At 32.5% G+C, this 13184-nt stretch carries 10 protein-coding genes and 1 pseudogene; 8 read left to right on the forward strand and 3 right to left on the reverse strand.

The window, feature by feature from the left end; translation table 11 throughout:
- Positions 1–28: 28 nt before the first annotated feature.
- From rimO to ACP7AQ_RS11240, 3 genes are read left to right on the forward strand one after another with little or no spacing between them, the layout of a single operon-like run.
- Positions 29–1342, forward strand: a complete 1314-nt coding sequence (gene rimO / locus ACP7AQ_RS11230) for a 30S ribosomal protein S12 methylthiotransferase RimO (protein ID WP_426095509.1) — start codon at positions 29–31, stop codon at positions 1340–1342.
- Positions 1343–1379: 37 nt separating this feature from the next.
- Positions 1380–1856 carry a hypothetical protein gene (locus ACP7AQ_RS11235; RefSeq protein ID WP_426095510.1) on the forward strand — a complete coding sequence of 159 codons (477 nt, stop codon included), beginning with the start codon at positions 1380–1382 and terminating at the stop codon, positions 1854–1856.
- Between the two features lie 33 nt (positions 1857–1889).
- Positions 1890–2792, forward strand: a complete 903-nt coding sequence (locus ACP7AQ_RS11240) for an N-acetylmuramoyl-L-alanine amidase (protein WP_426095511.1) — start codon at positions 1890–1892, stop codon at positions 2790–2792.
- A gap of 253 nt (positions 2793–3045) precedes the next feature.
- Here the strand turns inward: ACP7AQ_RS11240 and ACP7AQ_RS11245 are convergent, their stop codons facing one another.
- On the reverse strand, positions 3046–3129 hold the full coding sequence (locus ACP7AQ_RS11245) for a hypothetical protein (RefSeq protein WP_426095556.1): 84 nt from the start codon (positions 3127–3129) through the stop codon (positions 3046–3048).
- A gap of 362 nt (positions 3130–3491) precedes the next feature.
- Positions 3492–3626 (reverse strand): annotated as a pseudogene (locus ACP7AQ_RS11250) (hypothetical protein); the annotation flags it as partial.
- A 342-nt stretch (positions 3627–3968) separates the two neighbouring features.
- On the opposite strand from ACP7AQ_RS11250, the gene ACP7AQ_RS11255 reads away from it, so the two are divergent.
- The 4 genes from ACP7AQ_RS11255 to ACP7AQ_RS11270 all read left to right on the forward strand — a co-directional run bounded on the left by ACP7AQ_RS11255 (position 3969) and on the right by ACP7AQ_RS11270 (position 9481).
- Entirely contained in the window at positions 3969–5360 is a 1392-nt protein-coding gene (locus ACP7AQ_RS11255) for an alpha/beta hydrolase family protein (protein ID WP_426095512.1), read from the forward strand.
- A gap of 30 nt (positions 5361–5390) precedes the next feature.
- Positions 5391–5897, forward strand: coding sequence for an RNA polymerase sigma factor (locus tag ACP7AQ_RS11260; protein ID WP_426095513.1), 507 nt, complete (start codon positions 5391–5393; stop codon positions 5895–5897).
- Positions 5884–6468, forward strand: a complete 585-nt coding sequence (locus ACP7AQ_RS11265) for a hypothetical protein (RefSeq protein WP_426064621.1) — start codon at positions 5884–5886, stop codon at positions 6466–6468. The genes ACP7AQ_RS11260 and ACP7AQ_RS11265 overlap by 14 nt, the downstream gene beginning before the upstream one ends.
- Positions 6469–7327: 859 nt before the next feature.
- A complete protein-coding gene (locus ACP7AQ_RS11270; RefSeq protein ID WP_426095514.1) occupies positions 7328–9481 on the forward strand; it encodes a PAS domain S-box protein in 2154 nt (717 codons plus the stop codon).
- A 23-nt stretch (positions 9482–9504) separates the two neighbouring features.
- On the opposite strand, the gene ACP7AQ_RS11275 is transcribed toward ACP7AQ_RS11270, so the two are convergent.
- Positions 9505–9663 carry a hypothetical protein gene (locus ACP7AQ_RS11275; RefSeq protein WP_426095515.1) on the reverse strand — a complete coding sequence of 53 codons (159 nt, stop codon included), beginning with the start codon at positions 9661–9663 and terminating at the stop codon, positions 9505–9507.
- 689 nt (positions 9664–10352) lie between these two features.
- Between ACP7AQ_RS11275 and ACP7AQ_RS11280 the strand changes: the two genes are divergently transcribed.
- Positions 10353–13181 carry a M16 family metallopeptidase gene (locus ACP7AQ_RS11280; RefSeq protein ID WP_426095516.1) on the forward strand — a complete coding sequence of 943 codons (2829 nt, stop codon included), beginning with the start codon at positions 10353–10355 and terminating at the stop codon, positions 13179–13181.
- Positions 13182–13184: the final 3 nt, after the last annotated feature.

Raw genomic sequence — 13184 nt, forward strand, 5'->3', positions numbered from 1 at the left:
ATTCCCAAATTATCGGGATTCTAATGTTATGAGAACTAAGTCTTTAAAAAAGAATAAAATAAACGTAATCACTCTTGGGTGTTCGAAAAATGTGTATGACAGTGAAGTGCTTATGGGTCAGCTACGCGCTAACGGAAAAGACGTTACACATGAAGCGCCAGAAGCCGAAGAGGGAAATATTATTGTAATAAATACTTGTGGATTTATTGATAATGCCAAAGCTGAATCGGTGAATATGATTTTGGAATATGCGGACAAGAAAGAGCGAGGACTGGTTGATAAAGTGTTTGTTACCGGATGTTTGTCAGAACGTTACCGTCCAGATTTAGAAAAAGAAATACCAAATGTTGACCAGTTTTTTGGAACTACTGAATTACCACAATTACTGAAAGCTTTAGGAGCTGATTATAAGCATGAATTATTGGGAGAACGATTGACTACAACTCCAAAAAATTATGCGTATTTAAAAATTTCTGAAGGTTGTGACAGACCGTGCAGCTTTTGTGCGATTCCGTTAATGCGAGGAAAAAACGTTTCGCAAACTATTGAAAAATTAGTAAAAGAAGCTGAAGGTTTAGCCAAAAATGGCGTAAAAGAATTAATCTTGATTGCTCAAGATTTGACCTATTACGGTTTAGATCTTTATAAAAAGAGAGCACTTGGAGAATTACTGGAAGAATTAGTAAAAGTAGAAGGAATCGAGTGGATTCGTTTGCATTACGCTTTCCCTACCGGTTTCCCAATGGAAGTATTAGAAATCATGAAACGTGAACCAAAGATTTGCAATTATATTGATATTCCGTTGCAACATATTGCTGATTCAGTATTAAAATCTATGCGACGTGGAACAACTCAGGAGAAAACAACAAAACTATTAAAAGATTTCAGGGCAGCTGTTCCCGAAATGGCGATTCGTACCACTTTGATTGTAGGATATCCAGGAGAAACGCAAGAAGATTTCAACATATTGAAAGATTTTGTCCAACAAATGAAATTTGACCGAATGGGTTGTTTTGCTTATTCTCATGAAGAAAATACCCATGCTTATTTACTGGAAGATGACGTTCCGGATACTGTAAAACAAGAACGTGCTAATGAAATTATGGAATTACAATCTCAAATTTCTTGGGATTTAAACCAAGAAAAAGTAGGACAAACATTCAGATGTATTATTGATCGAAAAGAAGGTGCCCATTTTGTTGGTCGAACTGAATTTGACAGTCCTGATGTAGATAATGAAGTTCTTATTGATGCCTCTAAACACTACGTAAAAACAGGTGAATTTGTGATGATAAAAATCACCGAGGCAACAGAATTTGATTTATACGGAGAACCAGCATAACTGCAGATAATTTTTAAATTCATTCAAAAACGCTAATATGAAACCTATTCAATCCATTGTTATTATTGCATTTGTACTGTTCTTTTCCGATGCTGTTTCGGCACAATACGGAAATGGAGGATATGGAAACTCTTACGGGAATGGCTACGGAAGTAATCGCAGAATGAATAGCGGAATGGACCAAACTAGAGCTCAGGAAAAACCTAAAGAAATTCCTGCTGAAGTAACTGTTGGAAAAATCATGGAGCGAATAAAACCAGAACTTATTCTTGATGCACTTCAGGAAATTGCAATCTCTAATATTCTGGTGGAGAGCATAAAAACACAAGGCATGCTTATAAAAGCAGAAGTTAGTCAAGTGGACAAAATAAAAAACATTCAAGCTCTTTCAGAAACTACTGATAGGAAAATAATGGAATTATTGAACAAAGACCAAAAGGCAAAATATATTGCTATGAATGAAGAAGCAAAAAATCCTAAAAAATCGAAATCTAAAAAGAAAGCAAAACAATAATTTTTTTGATAAACACAAAAATTAATTCCCAATATGAGAAAAATTTTTTACTATTTAATTTTTGCTGTTGCCATCACTTCTTGCGCGCCAAATCGTTTTAAAAAGAGCGAAAAAATATACGATACTAAATTAAAAACATTAAAAAAAACCATATCCAATAAGGATTCGCAACCTTTACCTGAGATTCCTCATGTGTCGATGAATATTGACACTTTATACACCAAGCAATTGCATACGTATAAGGATACAATTTTCAAAATGGGCTCAACACCTCTCGAAAATGGTATTAACACCGAATGGGTAGGAACAGTAAATTTTAACTTACGCAAACCTAATTTAATTGTTATTCACCATACTGCACAGGATTCATTGCTACAAACTATCAAAACGTTTACAACAATAGAAACTCAGGTTAGTTCCCACTATGTCATTTCAGATGATGGAAAAGTAGTTCAAATGCTGAACGATTACTTACGTGCCTGGCATGCCGGAAATGGTTCATGGGGAAAAAACACCGATATAAATTCAAATTCAATAGGCATCGAACTGGATAATAACGGTTTAGAGGTTTTTTCTGAATTACAGATTAATAGTTTACTGGCTCTTTTGACTAAATTAAAAAAAGAGTACAACATTCCGACGCAAAATATCATAGGTCATGCGGATATTGCACCAACAAGAAAAAAAGATCCAAGTGCATTATTTCCTTGGAAAATATTAGCCGAAAAAGGTTTCGGAGTTTGGCCTGATGAATTTTTAGAAACAGCACCAATTGATTTCAATGCAGAACAAGGATTGCGAATCATAGGATACGACACTAAAAATCTGACTGCAGCAATTATGGCTTTCAAACTTCATTTCATTCAGAACGAAGTGAATGGTCTATTGGACGAAAAAACGATAAATACGATTTATTCTATTTATAAAAAGCAATAATCTATTGTATTCTTACCTAATAAAAACGGTTTTTTGATTCTTTCAAAAAACCGTTTTCTATTTATAATCAGCTCTTTTCTTTCCATTTAATTTCTTAATGCTTACTAATTTTATAATTTTAAAATAAAAAAGCTTCTAAAATAAACTGCCTCCAAAAGTTTGGACAAATTTATATTTAATTTTAATAATAGTAAACTCGATATTGAATCGGGCAGATTTTGTCTAAATTTGACTTAATTCTTTCACCATTGCACTAGTTTATACATTGTTTGATTTCCCGCTTTAGTTCATCTAAACTTGCAAATTTATGTATGTTGATTAATTCTGATTTTAGTATTCCAAAAAAGTTTTTTTATGATAGCATTATCGAAACAATTTTCTTTTCTGGACATACTTTGTTTAATTCCTTTTTCTTTTGACTAGTATCGTTATAGTTTCATATGGCATTTCCAGCCTTGGTCTATTGTAAGCTCAAATTAGTGTGTTAGGTGTCTTTTTAAATGTTTTTTCGAGAATCACAACTACTTGATTAAAAACAGGCCGTTCGGTAAGTTTATAACTAATTATTTCTTGATTAAATAAGGCAACAATAGCCCATAACTACAGTTTCTTTCGAGAGATATTAAATTTGGTTTTATCGGTTGCCCATTTTTGATTTGGAGCTTTCACTTTAAAATTCCTCTTTTAAAAGGTCTAAAGCTATTTTACCTTGTTCACTTTGTAAAATTTGTATTTTTTTACTCTAATTAAACTTTTTAGCAGTAATAGTTTCATTAATCTTGAAGCGGTTTTATGATTGAAACTTATTCCTCTATGGTTCATTTCATCTGTTGTCCTCCTGTAACCTTAGCGACCTTTATGTTTGTAATAAATGCGTTTTATCAACTCTTTGATCATTTGATAATTATCAATAAAGCAAATCAAGATTGCAATACAAATAAAACATTAACAGGAAAGACAAATGTCAACATGCGTTTTGAATAAAAGCTAGTTCAGTGTTAAATTGAACATTTATGCTTCTAATTCCGCTTCTTCGGTAAGCCCCAAAACTTGCAGGCTATTGTACTTTAAATAAAAAAAATGCTTTATACTGTGATTTTTCTAACGTTTGCTACACTAATAGAATAGTGACTTCACAATCAAGGCAATTGTTTAATATAAATTAAATTTAGAAAAATGAAAAAAATTATCATCCCTTTAATTTTGTTTTTTTTTATTGTTTCTCATGCTCAAGACCTTTCAGGTAAATGGAGCGGTATTATTGAAAGTGGAAAAAGTGAACCCGTTGTTTTCAATTTCACTATTGAAAAAAGTGGCGAAAATTACTCAACAACAATAGACATTCCTGCTCTAAGAGCTGCAAATCTAAAACCAAAGAAAACTGTTTTTTCAAATGAAAAATTAGTTGTCGATGGGTCGAATTTGGGTTTTAAATACCAAGGCACCTTCAAAAAAGATTTGCAACAAATAGATGGAATTTTTACTGAAGGTTTAAATGCTTTGCCATTGGTTCTAAAAAAAGTACAAATTGAAACTCACAATGCTTTTAAAAGACCTCAAGAACCAGTAAAACCATATCCATATAAAGAAGAAGAAATAACATTCCGCAATAACGAAGCAAATATAACTTTATCAGGAACACTTACACTTCCTGACAGAACTGGGGAATATCCAATTGCTATATTAATTAGCGGTAGTGGACCACAAGATCGGGATGAAACTTTTTATGAACACAAGCCGTTTCTTGTGCTTTCGGATTACCTGACGAGACATGGAATTGGGATGTTCCGTTATGATGACAGAGGTGTGGGAAAATCTACCGGCGACCATAGTGCTGCAACATCAAAAGATTTGGCTACCGATGTCTTGAGTGCTATTAAATATTTAAAATCGAGGAAATTTAGCAAGCAAATTGGACTGATTGGCCACAGCGAAGGGGCTATTATTGCACCAATGGTTGCCAATCTCAATAAAAATGTTTCCTTTATAGTTATGCTTGGAGGAACAGGAATCTCTGGAAGTGAAGTTTCACTCTATCTTTCAAAAAAAACAAGAGGTTTTCCTGTGCAGGATGAAGCTTTGTATGAGTCCGCAATCAAAAAAGCTATTCAAATAGCCGCTACAGATAAAGAATTAGTTGACATCAAAAAAGATTTAAAAATACACTATCATGAAGCTATAGTTCCCATGTTGAAACCAATAATTAATTCTGCCGCAAAAATTGAAGAAATTATTGCCAACCTAATCGAAATAAGAACCTCTCCTTGGAACAGATACTTTTATAATTATAATCCTGCAAATGAGCTCGAAAAAGTAACTTGTCCTGTCCTTGCTTTAAATGGCAGTAAAGACATGCAGGTTCAGCCAAAAATTAATCAAGAGGGAATTACAAAGGCTTTAAATAAAGGACGTAATAAAGATTTTTCAATCTTTGAAATTCCAAATCTCAATCATTTATTTCAAGAATGTGAATCCGGTGAAATGAACGAATACAGTTCTATAACGCAAACGATAGCACCATTTGTGCTAAAGCAAATTTCCGATTGGATATTGGTTCATAGTAAGTAATTTTGATAGTAACTATTTTATTAAATCTTAATGGATAAAAAAGAAAAATTTACAACTGCCATAAAAGCTAATCAAGGTACAATCTACAAAATTGCATCAATTTACACCGACACGATTGATGATAGAAAGGATTTATTACAGGAAATCATTTATAACCTTTGGAAATCATTTGACAGTTTCAATCAAAAATCAAGTTTTAACACTTGGATGTATAGAGTTGCTATGAATGTTGCCATTTATAATTTAAAAACTGCAAAAAGAAAAATAACCACTGTTCCAATAGCGGATCAATATTTAGATGTAAATGAGGATGAAAACAACCATTTTGAAGAAAAAGTAACCCTGTTGAAACAACATCTCGATAATCTTAATTTACTGGATAAAGGAATTGTAATGCTATATTTAGAAAACAAAAGCTACCAGGAAATTGCCGAAATTACAGGGCTGTCTGAAAGCAATGTGGGAACAAAAATGGCACGTATTAAAGAAAAGTTGAAAAAACAAATAAATAACAAAACTGATTATGGAACTAGATGATTTAAAAAACTCTTGGAGTGAAGTATCCGGCCAGGAAAAAATAGATATAAAAATGATTGACCAAATAACAACATTTAAATACAAATCAAATTTTAAAAAAATTATTTATCCTGAAATAATCGGCATTCTGATTTGCATTCTTGGCGTTATTTACATTGGGTTACATTTTGATAAATTAAATACCAATTTATTGAAAGGAACGGGCATTCTAACCATTGTTCTTTTACTACTAATCCCAGTAATTAGTTTAATCAGTCTTCTGCAATTCAATAATGGCGTTGATACAAATAAAACATATTCAGAAACATTAAAAGATTTTGCAACCCAAAAAATTCGATTTTATACACTTCATAAAATAAGTACCACGTTATCTTATTTATTATTAGTAGGTATTATTATTTTACTTTCTAAACTTTTTGGAGAAACTGACATTTCTAAAAGCAAGTATTTTTGGATTTTTTCTTTTTCATTTGGTTATATATTTTTATTATTCTATTCGAAATGGGTTTCAAAAAAATACAAGAACACATTACAACAAGCAGAATTTTTGTTAAAAGAATTAGATCATTAAACAAAAACAATAGCTTACAACAGTCAGAGTTTCGTTGCTTGAGCAGCACGAACAATGAATTAAAATCATTGAACACCAAAATAAATTTACCTCTAGTGAAGTAAACTCGTGTTGAATGTGTCCGGTTATAAGTCCACTTATACAATAAGGTTACTTAAAGTTTTGAGAGGGATTTTCAAGAGGATTTTTTATCTTATTTTTATGAGCTTTGTAATTGGTATTTTCGTGTTTTATTTTATAAATCTGCAAATGACTTTTCCCCAGAAAGAATTTTAATTGTAGTTTAAATCAAATGTATTTACAGTCGGCGAAACAAAAAAATTGGTTTGCGGATTTTTAGACGAATTGACTCCAATTTTCACTCATTTGTAGCCAATATTAATTTTAATTTAGAGCACAATCCTAACGTTTACAAATCGATTACTTAAACTTTCGTTGTACAAATCTGTTACTTTACCTCTACTTAATTATTGAATGTAACACAAAATTGGCTTCCGGGCTACTTCATATTATTGTTACTTATCTATACCAAGCATGTCATTTTGCTTTCCTTCTTTTTTGCAGTAATGATTTACATTCCTATTGTTTTTATCAATCAGCGAATTAAAAATGTCAACAAAATATTTCAGGATTTGATAAAGAATGTGTTTCAGAATTTTCATTTAAGACTGATGAGAATTACAACTAAAAAATATTAAGGACAACTTTTTATTACTTTCCATTGGTGCGAAAAGCCATAACAAATCTTTCAAAACCACTTAATAATTCAATTTAATTAACTAACTTTCATACACTTAATCCGAATATCTCTATTTTAAATATTGCGATTACTACTATTTAATTTTTATACCGTACAAATATGAAAATTTCATTAGAAAAAAAAATAATCATTGGATTTATCCTCAACTTGTTGGTTGTTTTTGCAATAGCTTGGGTTTTTATTTTAAGGATTGACAAACAAAGAAACCAAGCTTTGGATAATTCCCTGAATTGGTTAGAAATTGCATTGATAATTCTCTCCCTTATTTTGCTGACCGTTGTTTATTTTATAATTCGGTCCCAACTTCGGGCCAAAAATATTTCTCAAAATTTACTTTTGGAAAATAAACACTTGCTGCAATCAGTTATTGATACTACTTCGAGTCCAATATTCATCAAAAAAATAAATGGAGAATATCTTTTGATTAACAAACAATTTGAATCTTTATTTAAAATTTCATATGAAGAAGTAATAGGCAAAACAGACCATGACTTTTTGCCTGCAACAACAGCTGATACCTATCGCAACACCGACTTTGAGGTACTAAAAGCATCTAGAGAATTGAAAACAGAGGAAATTATTGAACAATGGGACGGGAAACATACATACATCGCTGTTAAATTTCCTTTGTACGATTCTGCTAAACGGATTTATGCTATTGGTGGGATTTTTACGGATATTTCCGAAAGAAAAAAATTAGAAGAATCATCTAAAGCCGCTGATACATTCTTTATGATGTCAGTAGACATGATGATTATTTCCTCTATGGATAAATTTATAAAAGTAAATCCGGCCGTCAGTAAAATTTTAGGCTACACCGAAGAAGAATTATTGAGCAAAAACTTCTTAGAATTTACGCACCCGGATGATATCAAAATCACTAAAAAAGAAGTGCTAAAGTTGCAGACCGGCGCCTCATCAATTAAATTTGAAAACCGGTATATTTGTAAAGACGGATCTTTCAAATGGCTGGTTTGGTCCGTATTCCCAGATTTAAAAAATGGCTTATTGTATGCCGTAGCCAGCGATATAACGGACAAAAAAGAAATTGAAAACGCGTTAAATGTCGCAAATACCTTTTTTTACATGTCATTTGATATGTTTGTCGTAATTAAAGATCAGAATTTTGTAAAAGTTAATCCTGCTTTCTCTAGAATTCTTGGATATGAACAACATGAAATAATTAACAAATCGTTTTTGAGTTTCATACATCCTGACGATGCTGTGATTTTCATGGATGGTATCACAAAACTAAGAATCAATGATTCTGTTGTCACGCATAGAGTTCGGGAACGCCTGAAAGATGGTTCTTATAAATGGTTGGACTGGACGAGTACGATCGATCTTCAAACCGGAATTATATATGCGGTTGTGCGCGATGTATCTGATTTGATTAAAAATGAAGAATCTTTAAAAATATCAAATATGTTTTTTAATATGGCTTTTGATATTTTAACAGTGGCCAAAGATGAACATTTTATTAAAATCAATCCCGCTTTTACCAAAACACTTGGCTACAATCAAGAAGACATGAATCAAATGAAATTCATAGATTTAATTCATCCGGATGACAAACAAACTGCCGCCGAAATACTACAAAAACATTTGAAAGGAGAATCCGTTATCAATTTCAGAACCAGGTTTCTTTGTAAAGACGGTTCTTATAAATGGATTGATTGGAATAGTAATATTGACCTTCAACATAGTGTGTTTTATTCTGTTGGACGTAATGTAACGGAGCTTGTCGAATTAGAAGACAAACAACAAAATGCCATTGATGATCTCTACGAAAATGAAGAGAAATTACGGCTAATAGTTGAAAATATCAGTGAAGGAATTATTGTGGCAAATGCCGATAAAAAAATAATCATGGCCAATAATATGGCCAATGAGATTTTTGGAATTGAAGAAGACGATAAGATATCTACTAATTTAAGCAATCACTTCGAGCTCTATTTCCCTGATGAAAAGACCATTTTCCCTTCGCAAAACTTACCTATGGAACGCGCACTAAGCGGGGAAGCGACTTCTGATGTTGAAATTATTCTTTGGAATCCAATAGCTCAGGAAAAGAAAAGAGTGCTGATAAGCGGCAGGCCATTAGTGGATCAAAAAGACAATGTGGTCGCAGCAGTTGTAACTATAAAAGACATCAGCAAATACAAACAAATGGAAAAAGATTTGAAAGAATCCCAATCAAAATATCGACAGTTAATCGGATTCAGAAAAGGAAATGCTGATACGATGATTTAAAAATGACGCGGAATCCAATATCACTAGTTTTGCATTACAATTTGCTTTCCAGATTCTTTGATCCCATCAAAAGATTCGTTTCTTAAAATACTTTGTATAGTGTTTTCACGGCGTTCATCACTTTCTAAAGTTGGCACTTGATTGCGCATCACTCCTTCTTTTTTGCAACCTATACTTCCCATTGCGGCAATTCTTTGTTTGTTATTAAAATCCAATATAAATTCAACAAGTCACATTGCTAAAGTTTTCAAGGCAAATTGAAACAATAAAAATTTACAATGCTTATTTAATCATGCTCCACGAAACTGCTTTCCATACCAATTGTAGTCTAATTACCATTTTTGAAATTGAATATTAATATCATAAAAACGAGTGCTTCCCGCCTATTTTCCTGAATTTTTATCGAAAACTACAAAGGGAAATTCTTTTCGGTTTTCTCTGGATTTTAAAGCAATTTAAATGTGTTTTCTCCAGATTTTCTCTACAATTGGTATACTCCAAATAATATTCCCAAGTCTCCGGATCATTGATGGAAATTTCCAATAAATTTTTGAAATCTGGCACCGTAAAGAGCTTTAAAACATTTTCACTCTCCAAAACTATAGAATGAAAAAAGTTAAAATCCATGTTTGTATTTAACTTAAAGTTGAATATTAAGGACAACCAAATATAAATTATAAAGAATGGTTTTAATTTTTTTTTGCTGTTACATTTCTAATTTTCCAAATATGTTGCGATGCGGATAATCAGCTAAAAGCCAAAATCCAACTTAACAGCTGCTCATGCTTTATTATTTTATTTTTTCTTACTTTTAGTGTCTAAAGCAAAATATTCTTTGCTGTAAAAATAACGTTCAACCTAAATTAAAAAAATGAAACCAATCCAGTTATTAATGTCTTTTTTGGTGCTTTTTAGTACTTTTTCATCTCATGCCCAAAATCAAAAATCAAAAGAGTTCAAAGTAGCATTTGAAAAATTCACTTTAGAAAATGGATTGCAAGTCATTCTGCATATTGACCGCTCAGATCCTGTGGTTGCAGTTGCTTTGACCAGCCATGTAGGTTCTGCCAGAGAAAAAGCGGGTCGCACCGGATTTGCGCATTTATTTGAGCATTTACTTTTCTTGGAATCGGAAAACTTAGGAAAAGGAGGTTTGGATAAAATGAGCGCACGTATTGGTGGTGAAGGTGCTAATGGTTCGACCAGCAGAGATCGCACTAATTATTTTCAAACTGTTCCAAAAGATGCTTTAGAAAAAATGATTTGGGCCGAAGCCGATAAACTAGGTTATTTCATCAATACGGTAACAGAACCGGTTTTAGCCAAAGAAAAACAGGTCGTTAAAAATGAAAAAAGACAAAGTTATGACAACAGACCTTACGGACATAATTTTTCAGTAATCTCTAAAAACTTATACCCGGCAACGCATCCTTACAATTGGGACGTTATTGGTTCTTTGGAAGATTTACAAAATGCGACACTTGAAGATGTAAAAAGTTTTTACAATCTCTGGTATGTGCCAAATAATGTTACGCTATCTATTGCCGGAGATTTTGATGTTAAACAAACGAAAGCTTGGGTCGAAAAATATTTTGGAGAAATAAAACGTGGTGAAGCAATTCCTAAAATGGAAAAGCAGTCGGTAACATTGTCCGAAACTAAAAAACTGTATTATGAAGATAATTTTGCCAAGTTACCGCAACTCACACTGACATGGCCTTCCGTTTATGAATACCATCCGGACAGTTATGCATTGGAAGTTTTGGCAAGTTATCTTTCAAAAGGTAAAAAAGCTCCTTTGTACAAAACTTTAGTTGAAGATAAAAAATTAACAGATGCCGCTGATGTTTTCCAATACAATTCAGAAATAGCGGGTCAGTATATGTTGAGCGTAACGGCATTTGAAAAAACAAATTTGAATGACGTAATGAAAGGCGTGAACGAAGCTTTTAAAAACTTTGAAACTGAAGGAATTTCTCAACAGGATTTAAATCGAATTAAAGCCGGCCAAGAAACGGCTTTTTACACGAATTTATCTAGTGTATCAGGAAAAGGATTCCAACTGGCGCAATATGAAATTTTTGCAGGAACTCCGGATTACATCAACCAAGATGTTAAAAATATTCTTGCGGTAACCACCGAAGATGTGATGCTTGTGTATAAAAAATACATCAAAGGAAAGCATTTTGTTGCCACTAGTTTTGTTCCAAAAGGAAAGGTAAATTTAATTTTGGATGGTTCAACATTAGCAGCGGTTGTCGAAGAAAAAATCATTGAAGGTAAAGAAGATTCCTTTGACGCCAGTATTGCTGCAACTTATGAAAAAACACCTTCTAAATTTGACCGAAGCAAAGAACCAGCTTATGGACAAAGTCCTGATGTAAAATTACCATCGGTATGGAAAAATAAGTTATCATCGGGGATAAATGTTTTAGGAATCGAAAACCATGAAGTACCGCTTGTTCAATTTCAACTGCAAATAAAAGGCGGAATGTTGCTTGAAAATACGGATAAAATAGGCGTTTCGAATATGTTAGCGGAACAGATGACAAAAGGAACCAAAAACAAAACTCCGGAACAACTGGAATATGCTATCGAAAGTCTGGGCGCAACCATTAAAGCGTATGCAACTGATGAATCCATTTTTATTTCAGGAAATACCTTAGCTAAGAATTACAATGCAACTATGGCATTAGTTCAGGAAATAATTTTACAACCGCGCTGGGATAATAAAGAATTTGAATTGATTAAACAAAGTACTTTAAGCCAAATTTTACAACAAAAAGCAGATCCAAATAGTATTGCCAGAAATGAATTCAAAAAATTAATTTATGGCGAAGAATCAATTTTATCCAACAACCGCATCGGTACCGAAAACTCTGTAAACAATATTACAATTGATGATTTAAAAAATTATTACACTAAAAACACAGCTCCATCAGTTACTAATTTTCAAATTGTTGGTGCTGTTTCAAAAACGGATGTTATCAATTCATTAGCGACTTTAGATAAAAACTGGGAGGTTAAAGATATTACGTTTCCTAAAAAGATAACTGCAAATACAGTAGGTTCCTCAAAAATTTATTTTTATAATGTTCCGGGTGCAAAACAATCTGTAATTAGAATAGGATATCCTGCACTTGCAGCCACTGATGCTGATTTTTATCCTGTTCAAATCATGAATTACCGTTTAGGTGGTGGTGGTTTTGCCTCACAATTGACTCAACAATTGCGTGAAGGAAAAGGATATACGTATGGCATCAATTCTTCGTTTAATGGTTCTGTCAACAAAGGTCCATTTACAGTTTCGAGCGGTGTACGTTCCAATGTTACCTTTGAATCCGTTAGTTTGATCAAAGAAATACTTTCACAATATGGTAAAAACTTTACCGAGAATGATCTTGAGGTGACTAAAGGATATCTAATTAAAAGTAATGCCCGAGCATTTGAGACCCTGTCTTCTAAACTGCAAATGCTCTATGAAATTAGCAACTACAATTACGCTGATGATTATGCCAAACAACAGGAAAAAATTGTAAAAAACAGCACTATTGAAGCCATAAAAAAGCTTTCAGAAAAGTATTTGAATGCTGATAAAATGATTTATTTAGTGGTGGGCGATGCTGAAACGCAGTTGATAAAACTAGAGCAAATTGGTTTTGGATCACCAATTCTTCTGAATAAACCAAAGGTAAAATAAGCT

This window comes from Flavobacterium sp. DSR2-3-3 (assembly GCF_049896585.1).
Classification (GTDB): Bacteria; Bacteroidota; Bacteroidia; order Flavobacteriales; family Flavobacteriaceae; genus Flavobacterium.